The sequence below is a fragment of the Dactylosporangium roseum genome, from assembly GCF_025264685.1.
Taxonomy (GTDB): domain Bacteria; phylum Actinomycetota; class Actinomycetes; order Mycobacteriales; family Micromonosporaceae; genus Dactylosporangium; species Dactylosporangium roseum.
Genome location: NZ_CP073721.1, coordinates 8,034,424 through 8,049,844 on the forward strand (window position 1 = coordinate 8,034,424; position 15,421 = coordinate 8,049,844).

Genomic DNA, 15,421 nt, shown 5'->3' on the forward strand with positions numbered 1-15,421 from the left:
GACGGTACGCATCCCAACAAACGAACGCCCAATCTACAAGGCGCCGAAGAATCGTAGTTATGCGAACACGCCTCGCAATCGTGGCCGGACGCACCTCTGCAACAAGGCGTTCCAGTCGGGCGCAAATCCGCCCTAATCGATTTCCAGCGTGCCTGGTCGTTCACGGAACGTCACCATCAGTGGCCGATGATCGGACACGGGCACGTCCGGGCTGGCCACGTCGACGACCCGGGGCAGGCGTTCGAAACCGCGCCGGTCGGCGAGCACATGGTCGAACTGGACTCGAGGCGCAGGTGAGGGATAGGTGGGACGGCCGGCCAGGCGGTACCAGCCGGAAAAGAACCGTGGAAGACCGCCCGGAAGGTTCAGGTCGGCGAGCAGCACTCGGGGGGCCGGCATCCTCCGCAGTGCCCGGACCACCAGGCGGAGTTGTCGCACGTTCCAGCCGGGCACGAACGAGAGGTGCGTAGTGGCGATGGTCACGCGTCCGACCGGTGTCTCGACCACCGCGGCGATCAGCACCCGCGGCTCGTCGTCGACGAGCATCATGCGCGCCTTCGGCCCGGGAATGAGGATCGGCGCGCGCAGCGGCGCGGGAGGCAGGCGCGTGATCCGCCAGTCCGACACCGGGAAGCGGCTGACGAGCGCGATGCCGTAGTGCGGGTCGGCGCCGTGCAGGTCGTCGTCGGTCGCCACCCGGAAGCCCGCACCCGGTGTGCCGACGACCGCCGGCACGAACAGCATCTCCGCGGCGCCCATCGCCTCGGCCGCGATCCGGGCGAGGTCGGCGTGACCGCTGCGCTGCTGGCCACGGTCGACCTCCTGCAAGCCGAGGACGTCGGCGCCGAGCCCCTCGATCGCCGCGCGCACCCGGCCGGCGTCGACGAGCCCGTCGTCGAGTGACCGCCCGTGCATGAGGTTGAACGTCCCCAGCCGCATACTTCATTGTCGTTGCCGCACCTTGCGGACCGCCGCCTCGGCGACGGCCTCGGTCTCCGACCGGTCGACCGCCGACTGGCCGAAGTGGACCAGGATGCAGGTGGTCGCGCCGAGCCGGACGAGCACCAGATAGCCGCTGAGCGTGTAGGCCGCGTCGCCGGCACCGCCGCTCACCGCCATCCGGAACGCCGCCGTCTCGTCGCCGAGTCCCGGGAAGTCGGCGACGGCCGAGACGGTGACGGTGGTCGTGTCGCCGTCGGCGCCGGTTTCGGTGAAGGTGGCGCACCGCCGTGTGAGGTCGCGCTGCCGTGCCAGCTCGGCGCCGTCAGTGGAGAGCTCCTCGGCGACGAACGGCCCGGTGCCGCCGCCCTCGAACCGCACGGTCGCCGTCCCGTCGCCGCCGCCGGCGCGGAACCGCTCGAGCAGCGGGCCGCAGCCCTCGACGCTGACCGTGGTCTGTGCGCTCATCTCGGGCACGGCCTGCGGCGGGCTGACCATGTATCCGTCGGGGAGGTCCGCCACCTCGAGCAGGGCCGTGCCCGCCCGCGTCGCCTCCGGGCTGGCCGCCCGCCGGTCACCGGAACATCCGCCGGTGAGGACCAGCGCGCACCCGAGCACGGCGGGCAGCAACCTATGGCTCATACCGGCATCATGCACGCTGTTCACGCAAAACGGCCCCGGTTCCAGGGGAACCGGGGCCGGTGCGCTGCGGGTCAGGGCCGGACGGTCGGCTGCGAGCCGCGGTGCAGCGGGGTGCGCTTGCCGGTGCTCAGGTTGACCGCGGTGACCCAGGAGCGGCCCTGGTGGGCGGCGGTGAGCACGCCGGTGCGGGTGCCGGCGTAGACCATCTCGCGGTCGTCGGGCTTGCCGATGACGCGGCGGTTGGCACCGTCGGCGTCGGCTTCGGTGACGGCGACCGCGGTGCCGTCGGCGGTGTACGTGGTCCAGGTGACCTTCCGGCCGTCGGCGCGCCAGGCCGGGACGACCCCGAAGCCGCTGGTGCCGTTGCCGCCACCGCCGTAGACGTCGATCGCCCGCTCGCCGCCGGTGGCGACGTTGCCGACGCTCAGGCAGTTGTCCGCGATGCTCTCGCACTCACCGCCCCGGAAGGCGATCCTGGCGCCGTCGGGCGACCAGGCGACGGCGTCGTCGCCGCGCAGGCGGTCGACGAGCGACGGGCCCACGACGGCCGAGCCGTCGGTCGGCGCGCCCGTCGCGTAGCCGACCTCGGGCACCGCCTGGTCCCGGCAGGACGCGGGGAACAGCGGCTCGGAGGCGGTGCCGCCCGTCGCCGGCACCCGGAAGACGCCGGGACCGCCGGTGCAGGACAAGGCCGAGTAGGCGATCCACCTGCCGTCGGGGGACCAGGACGGGCCACCGGCGGCCCGGTCGCTGACCTGGTGCTTGCCGGAACCGTCGGCGTTCATGACCCAGACGGTGCCGTTGTGCAGGTACGCGAGGCGGGTGCCGTCGGGCGAGAACCGCGGGCGGGCGTTGACCTCGTCCTCGGTGAGGCGGACCTCGGCGGCGCCGTCACCGCGGTAGATGACACCGTCACGGACGTACACGACGGACCGGCCCGGGGTGGCGGCCGCGTTCGAGGCCGAGGCGGCGGTCGCGCCGATCACGCCGCCGAGCCCCGCCAGCGTGGTGAGACCAGCGAGCGTCAGCGTCCTGGTGATCGTCGTGCCCTTCATCCGTGCCCCCCATGATGCCGTCGCGTCCGTGTGACGCCGAGACCATCGGCGCAACCTTGTCGCACCTGAACGGTTCCCGAAGAGGAACTTTGAAATTTCCGCCAAACGGACAAAACGCCTGGCCGTACGGCCATCCGCAAGAATTTGCACTCAGAGTGCCTTTTCAGGACCGTGTCTTACGGGCGAGGATCGAAACCATGACGAACACGAGCAACAGCCGGGTCGCGATCGTGACCGGCGCGGCCCGCGGCATCGGCGCCGCGACCGCCACCCGCCTCGCCGCCGACGGCCACGCGGTCGCCGTGCTGGACCTCGACGAGAACGCGTGCGGGGACACCGTCGAGCAGATCACCGGCGCGGGGGGCCGCGCGATCGCCGTCGGCGCGGACGTCTCCGACAGCACACAGGTCACCGCCGCCGTCGACCGCGTCGCCGCGCAGCTCGGACCGCCCGTCCTGCTGGTCAACAACGCCGGGGTCATCCGGGACAACCTGCTGTTCAAGATGACCGAGGACGACTGGGACACGGTCATGGGCGTGCACCTGCGCGGCGCGTTCCTCATGAGCCGGGCGGCGCAGGTCCACATGACCGAGGCGCGGTACGGCCGGATCGTCAACCTCTCGTCGTCGTCCGCCCTCGGCAACCGCGGACAGGCCAACTACTCCGCCGCCAAGGCCGGCCTCCAGGGCTTCACGAAGACCCTGGCCATCGAGCTCGGGCCGTTCGGCGTGACCGTCAACGCCGTCGCGCCCGGCTTCATCGTCACGGAAATGACCGCCGCGACCGCGGCCCGCATGAAGCTCGACTTCGAGACCTTCCAGAAGGGCGCCGCCGAGCAGATCCCGGTGCGGCGCGTCGGGCGGCCGGAGGACGTCGCCCACACCATTTCCTTCCTCATGAGTGAGGGTGCCGGGTTCGTCTCCGGCCAGGTCGTCTACGTGGCCGGCGGGCCGCTGTCCTGAGCACCGGCAGCACTCGCCCGCGACTTCCTGCGGTCGCACGACCCGGCCGGGTTCTTGCAGGCGCGCTCCGACGCCCACTCCGACGCCGCCCCACCCACCCCTCCCCGTTGATCATGCAGTTGTGGTGCCTCGACACTCCCAGAATGTCCGGGTTTGTCAGGCACCACAACTGCATGATCAACGGGGGCTGCGAGGCTCGGCGGCGCCTCCGAGGCGCGCGCCCGGATTGGCGGTCTGGCCAGGTTGGCAATGGGGGTGGGGGCTGGACTTCGCGACCTTGGCCGATCAGCGGAAGCGCGGGGTCAGATGAGGAAACGGGTCAACGTCTCGGCTACGCAGACCGGCTTCGCCGCACCCTCGCGCTCCACCGTGACCCGGTTCTTGAGCTGGATCCAGCCCTCACCCAGGTCGTCGGCGACGAGCAGCTCCACGCCACCCCGGACCCGGGAGCCGGCGGGCAGCGGGGCGGGGAACCTAACCTTGTCCAGGCCGTAGTTGATGCCCATCCGAACGCCTTCCACGCGGTACACCTGCGAAACCAGGCTCGGCACGAGCGAAAGTGTCAGGAAGCCGTGCGCGATCGTGCTGCCGAACGGGCCGGCCGCGGCCCGCTCGGGGTCGACGTGGATCCACTGGTGGTCGCCGGTCGCCTCGGCGAAGAGGTTGATGCGCTCCTGCGTGATCTCCTGCCACTCGCTGTGGCCGAGATGCTCCCCGACCGCTGCCAGCAGGTCGCTGGCCTTCGCAAACGTTCGCATGACCTTGATCCTGCACATCATGTGCAAGATTCGTCAACGGCCGGCGGCCGGCCCCGTGCGGTGTTCACGGGACCGGCCGCCGAAGGTGTTGCGGTGATCAGGTGCCGGTGCGGTTGAACCATCCGGTCACCGTCACGTTGGACTTGACGATCGTCGTGCCCGGGACCGCCGGGCTGACGACCGACGTCGTCACCGTGCCGGTGCCGGGCAGCAGACCTCTGACCGTCACCGTGTACGAGGTCGACGCGCCGGGCACCGGGTCGGTGCTGACGACACGGAGATCCTCGGTGGGCAGCGTGTTCAGCGGCAGACCCTCGCCGCCGGTGCCGTTGAGGTTCTCGGCCCCGACCACCAGGTTCTGCCCGTTGGGCAGGGTGGAGACGCTGGCGAGGTCGTAGGCGAACACGATGTCCTGCGCGCCGCCGGCACCGAGCCAGACCTGGAACGACCGGTTGGTGGTCGTACCGAAGTCGCGCACCCGCCACTCGACGACGATCCAGTCGCTCACGCCGTCGGTCAGCACGCCGACGAACAGGCCGGCCGTGCCGGTGCCGTCGAGGTCGGTCCAGAACGGCGCGAGGACGTTGTTCGGCTTCGCCGGGTCCGGGATCGGGGTGATGTTGCAGCAGTTGTTGTTCTCGTTGCCGTCATCACTGCCCGGGTAGAGGTACCCGTTGGAGTCGATCGTCAGCGAGCTGTAGTCGATGCCGTTGTACTTGAAGGTCGGCACGTTGAACGAGGTGAGGTCCTCGTCGCCGATCGGCACCGGGGCGATCCCGAAGATGTCGAGCGGGATGTAGCCGGCGATCGTGCCCGGCCGCAGCGACGGCGTGCCCGGGACCGCCCCGGCCAGTGCCGCACCCTTCTTCTCGGCCTTCAGCGGATTGACCACCGTGGCACCGCTCGCGCCCACGATCGGCAGGTTGAGTGTCGACGTCGTGGTGAAGTCGGCGGTGGTGTCGACGTAGGTCTCGTTGGTCGCGGTGACCGTGCAGACGCTGGTCTGCAGCAGCTTCACCGCGGACGGCGCGCAGGACTGGGTCACCTTGATGTCGCCCTGCTTGGGCACGAAGGCCACCGGCAGGTGCAGCGCCGGAACGCCGCTGGTGACCGGCTTGAGCCGGACCTCACCGAAGTACTGGCCCTCGGCGGCGCCGGACTTGATGGTGATGTTGATCTGCTGCGTCCTGCCCGGTGCGACGGAGAAGACTGCCGGCGACACCGTGATCGACGCGCCGGCCGGGGACGTCGTCTCGACCCGGTAGGTGAGCGTCTTGTTGGTGACGTTCTTCGCCGTCCGTACCGCGGTGAGCTTGCCCGGCATGACCGGGGCGTTCACCGACGGCAGGTTGATCTGCACCGCGTTGACCGGGTCGTTGCCCAGCGCGAACAACCGGTCCGCCGTCTCGTCGAACGTCAGGCCGGGGTTCGCGGCCAGGTTGACCTGGACGCGACCGGCACCGAGGTCGAACGGGTCGGCGGGGGTGGCACCGTCCTCCTTGAGGACCTTGGTGGTCGCCGTGGTCATCAGCGCCGACTTGATCTGACCCGGGGTGAAGTCCGGGTGCAGTGCCTTCTGCAACAGCGCCGAGCCGGCGATGTGCGGTGAAGACATCGACGTGCCGGCGATGGCCTGGAAGTACTCGCCGGACGGGCCACCCGCCGCGTCGTCCGGGGTCGGCGTGTTGCCGGCCAGGATCTGCAGGCCCGGTGCGCTGATGTCGGGCTTGATGAAGTTGCCGCCGGGGCCGCGCGACGAGAAGCTCGCCATCACGTCGCCGGAGGTTTGGACCTTCTCGCCCTGGGTGAACTTCGCGGTGACGCCGGGGTGCGCCGCGAGGTACGTCACGAAGGCCGAGCCGTCGGCCAGGTGCACCGTCGGCAGCCAGTGGTTGTCGCTCATCGCGTCGGCCGGGGTGGCGTTGTAGAGGATCATGCCGGCCGCGCCGCCCTGCTTGACGTTGAAGCCCTTGATGACACGGCCGGGGCCGCGCTCGCAAGCGACGATCTTGCCCGCGAAGAGGCCGGGCGGAGCCGGTGCCTCACACCTGGGGTTGTTGTACGGCGCCGCCGAGGCCAGGACGACCGGGAGCGGGCTGCTGACGCCGGGGGTGATCGAGACACCCTTGTAGGTCGCCTGGCTGCCGTCGCTGGAGGCGACGGTCAGCGTCGACTGGAAGGCGCGCTTCTGGGTCGACGCCGCGACGGTGGTGACCCACGCCGACAGGTGGTCCGTCGTGGCGGCACCGGGGCCGCTGTTGCCGGCCGAGGTGGCCACGAAGACGCCGGCCTTGTAGGCGTCGAAGAACGCCAGCTCCACGATGTCGGTGTACGGGCTCGAGCCACCCGAGATCGAGAAGTTGATGACGTTGACGCCGTCCTTGATCGCCTGGGCGACCGCGGCGGCCGAGTCGGTGCTGTAGCAGCCGGTGGCGCCACAGACCTTGTAGACCGAGACCCACGCGCCGGGTGCGACGCCGTTGATCGGGCCGCGCTCGATGCCGAAGACCTTCGCCGAGGGGACCGCGTTGCCGGCCGCGGTCGACGCGGTGTGGGTGCCGTGGCCGTCGGAGTCACGGGCGGTGTACCCGTACTGCTCCATCGGCTGCAGCGCGTTGTAGGTGTCGAGGAAGCCCTTACCACCGATGAGCTTGTGGTTGCAGGCGAACGGGTCGGCCGCGGGGGTCAGCGGGTTGTCACCGAAGTCGCAGGCGCGCGGGGTGCCGTCGGACTTGGCGGGCGGTGCGCCGAGGTTGCCGTTGTCGGCGAACGACGGGTGCTCCGGCCAGACACCGCTGTCGAGGCTGCCGAAGATCACGCCCTTGCCTGCGTTCGGCTTGCCGCCGAGTTGGGGGTAGACCTGGTCGGCGCCGATGAAGGCGGTGCTGGAGTCGGTCTGCGGTGCGCGTACCACGTCCGCCTGGACCGCCACGACGTTGTCGATGGTCAGGATCGCGCCGATCTTGTTGGCCGGCACCGACATCGCGACACCGCCGTAGACCGTGCGCAGCCGCTGGCCCACCTTGGCGTCCGGGACCTGCTTCTTCAGGTCCGCGAGGAACTTGTCCTCGATACCGGCGATCCGGTTTTCGTAGCGTTTCTCCGCCGCACTTCCGGAAAGCGCCTTTCCGGTGACGGAGGGGCTGGTCGCCTCGTATCCGGCGATGCCGCCGGAATAGGTGGCGGTCGAGTCGTAGTCCAGCTTCACCGCAATCGGCACCCGGGTGGTGTCGGTGCGATTCAGCAGGGAAGGGTCGGTCTTGGCCATGCGGCTCGTCGGCGATTTGGCCGCCGACGTCTGTTTGGCCGCTTTCAGGCTCTGCACCAACGACAGGCTTCCGGCGGGAACCGGCGCGGCCTGGCCCGGGCTTGCCGAGACGATCACGAGTAGTGGCGGAACGAGTGCGGACGCCACCGCGGCGCGCACCCATCTCCGTCGACTCATCCTGCCCCCTCTCGTGGACGGGCTGATTGGGCACGCATCCCAAACCCTCGATGCACCCAGGAACAATGCATCAACATGCCAGCTTTCTGACACTCTGGAAAGAGGGCGTCACGCTGCGGAAACACTCAAGCGGTGAAATGTAGGGGAATGGCAAGGGTAGGCCTGGGCAACTGTTGGTTATATCAGCGAATTGCTATGTCCAACTCGTCCGAGTTCGCACAGTAAAACACCCCTGCGGAAGCCGCAGGGGTGTTGGTAACCGTCAATCAGCGCTCGTCGTTCGGTGGCGGAGAGTTGATGACGATGGTCTTGTCGTCCGGGTCGCCGGACTTCGGCGGTGGCGACGCCGTTACCGTCGGCACAACCATCGTCGGCGAGTCGGCCGTGCCCGGGATCGGGCCGGACGTGGGCCGCATGATCTGCAGTCCGCTCTCTGCCGCCGCCGCCTTGCGAGCCTGCTCCTCGGCGGCCCGGCGGGCCTCCTCCTCGGCCGCGCGCCGGGCGGCCTCCTCCTCGGCGTCCCTCCGGGCGGCGGCCTCCGCACGGCGGGCCTCCGCGGCCGCGCGGACCCGCTCGGACACGGCCGGCGCCTCCTGCTCCATCCGGCCCAGCCAGCCCTCCCAGCGCTGCTGCATCGGGCGGACGAGGCCACCGCCGACGCCGACGACGAGGATCCCGGCGATCGTCGCGAGCACCGCGATCAGCACCGGCGTCGTGACGGTGGTGGCGATGCCGATCTGGTTGAGCGCGGCGATCACACCGAGGCCGAGAATGAACCAGTACGCCAGGCTGGCCAGCAGCCGCCCGTACGACAGACCGCCGAGCGCGCCGGTCGTCAGGTCACGCACCCCGTTGGCGAGGGCGGCGGCGACCACGACGATGACGATCGCGACGACGGCCCTGGGCAGCCAGGCCACGATGCTCTCGATCAGGTCGGAGACGGGGTTGGGTCCCCAGACGCCGAACGCGATCTGCAACGTGAACAGCAGGATGGCGTAGTACACGAGCTTGGCGAGCAGATCGCTCGCGTCGAACCGGCTCCTGGCGAGCGCCCGGCCGACACCGCCGCGCTCGACCAGCCGGTCGAACCCGACACGGGCCAGCAGCTTGTGGACCGCGGCGCGCACGAGCACCGCCAGGAACCAGCCGATCAGCAGGATGACGACGAACAGCAGGAACGACGGCACGAACCGCACGACGTCCCCGACCGCGTCGCGGACAGCACCCATCAGGCCTCCTCCCAAGGTTGGTACCTGGGAGTTGCCCGATGCGCGCGGAAATTAATCGAGGCGCATGAAGGTCAGTCGTCCATGCCGGCCAGACCTTGCGGGCTCTCCGGCTCGCGGGCGTGCTCGGGGCCGCCGTCGAGTTGCTCCGCGAGGGTCACGCTGCGGTGCTCCACCGCGAAGTCGCCGAGATCATCGGCGTCGAAGCCGGGGAAGGGGTCGGCCACACGAAGCTCTGGCTCGGTCATGTACTGGGTGATACCCCTTCGCGGATGGGTATCACCCAGTACATGACACGACCCGTGACCGGTGTGCTGTTCGACGTCGACGGAACCCTCGTCGACAGCGTCTACCTCCACGCGGTCGCCTGGTGGCACGCGTTCCGCCAGTTCGGGCACGACGTGGAGACCGCGCGGATCCATCGGGCGATCGGTATGGGCTCCGACAAGATCCTCGACCACCTGCTCGGCCCGGACCACGACACCGCCGAGGACGACGCCCTGCGGGCCGCCCACAGCAGCCTCTACGCCGTGCACTGGACCGCGTTGCGCCCGCTGGCCGGCGCCCGCGCGCTGCTGCACACCTGCGCCGCCCGGGGCCTGCGCAACGTGCTCGCCACGTCCGCGTCGAAGCCCGAGCTGAAGGCGCTCCTGCGCTGCCTCGACGCCGACTCGGTGATCAACACCGTCACCAGCGCCGACGACGCCTCGGAGAGCAAGCCGGCGCCGGACATCGTCGAGGTGGCGCTGCGCCGGTCCGGCCTGTCGGCGGAAGAGGTCGTCTTCGTCGGCGACTCCATCTGGGACGTCAAGGCGGCCGGGGCGCTCTCCATCCCCTGCGTCGGCCTGACGACCGGCGGCGTCTCGATCGCGGAGCTGCTCGACCACGGCGCCGCGGCCGTCTACGAAGACCCGCAGGACCTGCTGGACAATCTGGACGAAGCGCTCACCACGGCCTTTCGGGTGGCGTTGACGACCGCCTGATCGGCCGGCTCAGGGCATGGCCAGCGGCGCCGGATACCGCAGCCGCCTGCGGCGCGCCTCGGGGAGTTTCCACGGCGTGTGGACGGCGCCGCCCTCGAGATCGGCGAGCTCCGGCACGTATCGGCGGACGTAGTCACCCTGCGGGTCGAACCGCTCGGCCTGGCGGACCGGGTTGAAGCGGCGGTACGGCCTGGTGTCGTTGCCGGTGCCCGCCACCCACTGCCAGTTGCCGTAGTTGTTGGCGACGTCGCCGTCGAGCAGCAGGTCGAAGAAGTGGTCGCCGCCGAGGCGCCAGTCGGCGCGGAGGTGCTTGGTGAGGTACGACGCCGTGATCAGGCGGGCGCGGTTGTGCATCCAGCCCTCGGACCGCAACTGCCGCATGCCGGCGTCGACGATCGGGATGCCGGTGTGCCCCTCCTGCCACGCCTGGAACGCGCCGGCCTCGTCACGCCAGGTGTCCGCGGCACCCGCCCGATACTTCTCCCGGCGCAGGCCCGGGAAGGCGAGCAGCACCTGGTGGTAGAAGTCGCGCCAGCATAGCTGCCGGATGAACGGCTCGGCGCCGGCTCTCCCCTCGACGCGGGCCGCCAGCTCACGCGGCGAGAGGCAGCCGAAGTGCAGATACGGGCTCAGCCGTGAAGTGCGGTCGGCGGCCAGATCGTCGTGAAACTGGTCGTACACCTCGAGGTGACGCAACCAGCCGGTGAGCCGATTGCGCGCGGCCGTCTCGCCGCCCGCCGCGTCCGGGTGCACCTTCCGGTCCCGGAACCACGACCTCGGCAGCACCTTGGGCAGCCGGAGCCGGCGTGGCGCGCCTTCGACGTCGCGCGGTTTCCGGCTCTGCCAGGCGCGCCAATACGGCGTGAACACCTTGTAGTGATCACCGCCGCCCGGGCGGACCGCGTCGGGCGGCACGATCGTCACGCCGGGGAACGTCCTCAGGGCGATCCGCTCGTCGGCACACGCCTGCTCCAGCCGGCGCTCCCGGTCGCGGGCAAGGCTGCTGACGTCGCGCGCGAGACCCAATCCCTCGGCGCCGACCGCCTTCGCGACCCGGACGGCCTCGTGGACCGGGTCGCCGCGCAGCTCGACGAGGTCGGCGCCGAGCCGGCGCAGCGACTCCTTCAGGTCGGTGAGGGACTCGTCGAGGAACCAGCGGCGGTTGCGGCCCGCGGGCAGCGCCGGGTCGTGCACGAACAGCGGCACGACGTGCTCGGCGGCCCGGGCCGCGGCCGACAGCGCCGGATTGTCGTGCACCCGCAGGTCGCGGGTGAACAGGACCACGGCGACCTTCATGCGGGGAGCCCGCTCTCCCGCAGGTCGGGGAACGGGTCCGCCGCGCGCTGCTGCGGCACGTCCAGCTCGCGCGGCGCCGGGACCGGGGCGCCCGGGCGGGTCAGCACGCAGGAGAGCGCGACGGTGAGGCGGCGCAGCCGGGACACCGTGGCCCGGCGGACGAACACGTCACAGTCGGCCGCCTCGACCTCGTCCAGGATGCCGCTGTAGAGCCGGAAGGCGGCCCGCATGCAGGACTGCGACGTGGGCGCCAGCATCGGGATGCCGGGCGCGGCCGCCGCGTAGTGCCGTCGGGCGCGTGCCAGCTCGTGCCGGACCAGCGCCTTGAGCCTGTCCGAGGCGATCCGCGAGGCGACCGCCTGCCGCAGGTCCTCGTGGGTGACCCCGAACCGGTCGAGGTCCTCCCTCGGCAGGTAGACCCGGCCGCGCTCGAAGTCCTCGGCGACGTCGCGGATGAAGTTGGTGAGCTGGAACGCGAGCCCCAACTGGCGGGCCGGCTCGCGGGCGGCGGCCCGGTCGTGCGACTCGAGGATCGGCAGCATCATGGTGCCGATGACCGCGGCGGAGCCCTCCATGTATTCCAGCAGGTCGTCATACGTGGCGTATTCGGTGACCGTCAGGTCCATCGCCATGCTGTCGAGGAACTTGCGGAAGTCCTCCAGGTCGATGTCGAAGACCTGGATGGTGTGCAGCACCGCGGGCAGCAGCGGGTCGTCGGCCGGCCGGCCGCGCAGCCCGGCGACGAACGCCGCGGACCAGTCGGCGAGCTCGGCCGCGCGCTGCTGCGGGCTGAGCGCCTCGGTGCGATCCACGATCTCATCCGCGTAGCGGGTGAATCCGTACAGCGCGTGCACATGTCGGCGCTTCCACCCGGGCAGGAGCTTGGTGGCGAGATAGTAGGTGCGGCCATGCTGGCGGTGCAGCGCTTCGCACCGCCCATAGGCGGCGGACAGGGGCGCTGGGTCCATTTGGCCTCCAGGATAGGTGCTCACCGAATCGACGCAGAAATCGACGCAAGCCCGAGCCTACGCTACGCTCAGGGTCTGAGCCAGGCGAAACTTCCCAGGGAGCCGCGATGCGAACCGTTCAAGGGCCGACGGATCGCGTCGTCGTGGTCGGCGCCGGGCTGGGCGGCCTGGCGACCGCCATCCGACTGGCCGCCGCCGGGCGTGAGGTCACCCTCCTCGAGCGGGAGGATCACCCGGGCGGCCGGGCCGGGCGGCTCGCCGTCGACGGATACGAGTTCGACACCGGCCCGACGGTGCTGACCATGCCGTCGCTGCTCGAGGACCTGCTCGGCACCGTCGGCGAGGACCTCTCGTCCTGGCTCTCGCTGACCCGGCTCGACCCGGCCTACCGGGCGCACTTCCCCGACGGCTCGACGCTCGACGTCATCGCCGACACCGCCCGCATGGCCGGCGAGGTCGCGCGGGTCTGCGGCTCCCGGGAGGCCGACGGTTACCTGCGGTTCGTCGATTACGCGCGCAACCTGTGGGCGCTGGAGCGCAGGGACTTCATCGACCGCAACCTCGACCGGCCGCGCGACCTGGTGACCGCCAACCTGTGGCGGCTGATCCGGCAGGGCGGCTTCGGCCGGCTGCAATCCAAGGTCGATTCGTTTCTCAAGGATCCGCGCACCCGCCGGATCTTCTCCTTCCAGGCGATGTATGCGGGCGTGGCGCCGCACCGGGCCCTGGCCCTCTATGCGGTGATCGCCTACCTCGACTCCGTCGCCGGGGTCTACTTCCCGCGCGGCGGCATCCACGCCGTGTCCCGGGCGCTGGCCGACGTCGGCGTCAAGCACGGCGTCTCGATCCTCTACGGGACGACGGTCGAGCGCGTCGAGACCGCCAACGGCCGCGCGACCGGCGTCGTCACCACCGACGGCCGCCGCTTCCCCGCCGACACCGTCGTGCTGAACCCGGACCTGCCGGTGGCCTACCGCGATCTGCTGCCCGCGGGTCCGCGCTGGCGCAATCCGCTGCTCGGCAGGCTGCGCCACTCGCCGTCCTGCGTCGTGCTGCACGTGGGCTCCCGCCAGTCGTACGGTGCGATCGCCCACCACAACATCCACTTCGGGCGGGCGTGGCACGAGACGTTCGACGAGGTGATCGGCCAGGGCCGGCTGATGAGCGACCCCTCGCTGCTGGTGACCAACCCGACCCGCACCGATCCCACGCTGGCCCCCGACGGCCGCCAGACCTACTACGTCCTCGCGCCGACTCCGAACCTGACCGCACCCACGCTGGACTGGCGCGGGTCGCTCGCCGGCACCTACCGCAGCGAACTGATCGAGACCCTCGAGCAGCGCGGCTACGTGGGATTCCGCGACGGAATCGAGGTCTCCACGTTCGTCACCCCTGCCGACTGGGCAGATCAGGGCATGGCGGCCGGCACCCCGTTCGCCGCGGCGCACACGCTCCGGCAGACCGGGCCCTTCCGGCCCGGCAACCTCCACCCCACACTGTCCAACGTGGTTTTTGTCGGATCGGGCACCCAGCCCGGAGTCGGCGTGCCCATGGTCATCATCTCCGGCCGGCTCGCCGCCCAGCGCATTACGGGAGCGTCGTGAACACTCGAGAGCACCACCTGGTCGAACTCGTCGGCACCGACGGCAGTCCGATCGGCGAAACGACCGTCGACGAGGCCCACCGCGCGCCAGGACGGCTGCACCGCGCCTTCTCGGTGCTGCTCATCTCTCCCGACGGCCGGCTCCTGCTGCAACAGCGCGCCGCGGTGAAGACCCGCTTCGCGCTGCGGTGGGCCAACGCCTGCTGCGGCCACCCCACGCCCGGCGAGGCCGTCACCGAGGCCGCCGGGCGCCGGCTGGTCGAGGAGCTCGGCGTGACGGCCGTGCCGCTGACCGAAGTGGGGGTGTACGTCTACCAGGCCGATGATCCGGAGTCCGGCCGCGTCGAGTTCGAGTACGACCACGTGCTCGTCGGCGCGTTCTCGGGAAAGCCGTCCGCGGTCGACCTCGCCGAGGTGGCGGCGGTCGAGTGGGTCGCGCCCGACGAGTTGGCCGTCGCGATGGCGCGGTTCCCGGAGCGCTACGCGCCGTGGCTCGCCGGGGTCGTCGACGCCTGGCGGTCGTCCGGTTGATGAGCCCCGCTGCCACGTATTCCGCCGGGGCGGTGGCCCGGCGCCTCGGGGTCGCCGTCACCACGCTGCGGACGTGGCATCAGCGGTACGGCATGGGGCCGTCGCTCCATGAGCCGGGCCACCATCGCCGTTATACCGAGCAGGACATCGAACGGCTCGAAGTGATGCAGCGGCTGATCTTCGAGGGCGTCGCCCCCAACGAGGCGGCGCGCTGGGCCAGCCGGCTACCGCTGTCCCCGGGCACGTCCGTGTCCGACGCTCCGGACACGGGCGCCACCGTTCGTGGTCTCACGCGCGCCGCCCTGCGCCTCGACGCGCCCGCGGTGCGGCAGCGGATCTTCCGGGCCGTGCAGGACCTCGGCGTCGTGGCCGCATGGGACAGCGTGCTGCGCCCGGTGCTGGCCGCGATCGGCGACCGGCACGAGGCGACCGGCGCCCTCGTGGAGGTCGAGCACCTGGTGTCGGGCTGCGTCTCCGCGGTCTTCGGTGCCGTGCCGCGCCCCGACGCCGGCGTTCCGGTCGACATCCTGCTCGCCTGCGCCGACGAGGAGCAGCACAGCCTGCCGATCGAGGCGCTGGCCGCCGCGCTCGCCGCCGAAGGTGTGCCGGCGCGGACCCTCGGCGCCAGAGTGCCCCCGGCGGCACTGACCGCGGCGATACGTCGCACCGGCCCGGCCGCCGTGCTGGTGTGGTCCCACCTCGCCTCGACCGCGAACCCCGCCCAGCTCGAACGCGTTCTCGCCGAGCGTGGGCGTCCGGTCGTACTGGCTGCGGCCGGCCCCGGCTGGAGTGAGGCCACGCTTCCGGAAGGCGTCCTACGTCCGGGTACCTTGACAGAGGCTTTGGTGATTCTCACCTCGGCATCGACCTAGGCGCTTGCGTAAAAGTCCCTTGTAGAGGTACTCCCAGGTTCGTGCCATGGGCTGAACGCCGGAGGTTGTTGGTGCTCCGAACTCGCTAGCGTGTGGCTTCGTCGCTGTCCGTCGTCACGCCACCCGCCGTGCTACCGCCCT

General features: G+C 70.8%; 14 protein-coding genes. 5 read left to right on the plus strand and 9 right to left on the minus strand.

Annotated features, from left to right (window positions below; genetic code table 11):
* Positions 1-132 precede the first annotated feature (132 nt).
* The 3 genes from Drose_RS37805 to Drose_RS37815 form a co-directional block, all read right to left on the minus strand.
* A complete protein-coding gene (locus Drose_RS37805; protein WP_260725980.1) occupies positions 133-939 on the minus strand; it encodes an endonuclease/exonuclease/phosphatase family protein in 807 nt (268 codons plus the stop codon).
* Positions 940-942: 3 nt separating this feature from the next.
* Entirely contained in the window at positions 943-1,581 is a 639-nt protein-coding gene (locus Drose_RS37810; RefSeq protein ID WP_260725981.1) for a hypothetical protein, read from the minus strand.
* Positions 1,582-1,652: 71 nt separating this feature from the next.
* Entirely contained in the window at positions 1,653-2,636 is a 984-nt protein-coding gene (locus Drose_RS37815) for a TolB family protein (protein WP_260725982.1), read from the minus strand.
* Between the two features lie 197 nt (positions 2,637-2,833).
* Between Drose_RS37815 and fabG the strand changes: the two genes are divergently transcribed.
* Positions 2,834-3,598: a 3-oxoacyl-ACP reductase FabG gene (fabG, locus tag Drose_RS37820; protein WP_260725983.1), complete on the plus strand. Its 765-nt coding sequence runs from the start codon at positions 2,834-2,836 to the stop codon at positions 3,596-3,598.
* A 302-nt stretch (positions 3,599-3,900) separates the two neighbouring features.
* Here fabG and Drose_RS37825 read toward each other — a convergent pair whose 3' ends face one another.
* From Drose_RS37825 to Drose_RS37840, 4 genes are all read right to left on the minus strand, one after another.
* Positions 3,901-4,356, minus strand: coding sequence for a MaoC family dehydratase (locus Drose_RS37825; protein ID WP_260725984.1), 456 nt, complete (start codon positions 4,354-4,356; stop codon positions 3,901-3,903).
* Positions 4,357-4,453: 97 nt separating this feature from the next.
* Positions 4,454-7,801 (minus strand): S8 family serine peptidase, encoded by a 3,348-nt coding sequence (locus tag Drose_RS37830; RefSeq protein WP_260725985.1) that lies wholly within the window; start codon positions 7,799-7,801, stop codon positions 4,454-4,456.
* 266 nt (positions 7,802-8,067) lie between these two features.
* Positions 8,068-9,030, minus strand: coding sequence for a mechanosensitive ion channel family protein (locus Drose_RS37835; protein WP_260725986.1), 963 nt, complete (start codon positions 9,028-9,030; stop codon positions 8,068-8,070).
* Between the two features lie 71 nt (positions 9,031-9,101).
* A complete protein-coding gene (locus Drose_RS37840) occupies positions 9,102-9,275 on the minus strand; it encodes a hypothetical protein (RefSeq protein WP_260725987.1) in 174 nt (57 codons plus the stop codon).
* 42 nt (positions 9,276-9,317) lie between these two features.
* Here Drose_RS37840 and Drose_RS37845 point away from each other — a divergent pair, with 42 nt between their 5' ends.
* Positions 9,318-10,010: an HAD family hydrolase gene (locus Drose_RS37845; RefSeq protein ID WP_260725988.1), complete on the plus strand. Its 693-nt coding sequence runs from the start codon at positions 9,318-9,320 to the stop codon at positions 10,008-10,010.
* Positions 10,011-10,019: 9 nt separating this feature from the next.
* Here Drose_RS37845 and Drose_RS37850 read toward each other — a convergent pair whose 3' ends face one another.
* Together Drose_RS37850 and Drose_RS37855 are read right to left on the minus strand one after the other, a co-directional pair.
* A complete protein-coding gene (locus Drose_RS37850) occupies positions 10,020-11,306 on the minus strand; it encodes a cryptochrome/photolyase family protein (protein WP_260725989.1) in 1,287 nt (428 codons plus the stop codon).
* Positions 11,303-12,274, minus strand: a complete 972-nt coding sequence (locus Drose_RS37855; RefSeq protein ID WP_260725990.1) for a phytoene/squalene synthase family protein — start codon at positions 12,272-12,274, stop codon at positions 11,303-11,305. The genes Drose_RS37850 and Drose_RS37855 overlap by 4 nt, the downstream gene beginning before the upstream one ends.
* A 107-nt stretch (positions 12,275-12,381) precedes the next feature.
* Between Drose_RS37855 and crtI the strand changes: the two genes are divergently transcribed.
* Genes crtI through Drose_RS37870 form a run of 3 tightly spaced genes read left to right on the plus strand, consistent with a single transcriptional unit; the run spans position 12,382 to position 15,280 of the window.
* Complete coding sequence (gene crtI, locus Drose_RS37860) at positions 12,382-13,878, plus strand: phytoene desaturase family protein (RefSeq protein ID WP_260725991.1); 1,497 nt, start codon at positions 12,382-12,384, stop codon at positions 13,876-13,878.
* Complete coding sequence (idi, locus tag Drose_RS37865) at positions 13,875-14,408, plus strand: isopentenyl-diphosphate Delta-isomerase (protein ID WP_260725992.1); 534 nt, start codon at positions 13,875-13,877, stop codon at positions 14,406-14,408. Before crtI ends, idi begins: the two co-directional genes overlap by 4 nt.
* Complete coding sequence (locus Drose_RS37870; RefSeq protein ID WP_260725993.1) at positions 14,408-15,280, plus strand: MerR family transcriptional regulator; 873 nt, start codon at positions 14,408-14,410, stop codon at positions 15,278-15,280. Before idi ends, Drose_RS37870 begins: the two co-directional genes overlap by 1 nt.
* Positions 15,281-15,421: the final 141 nt, after the last annotated feature.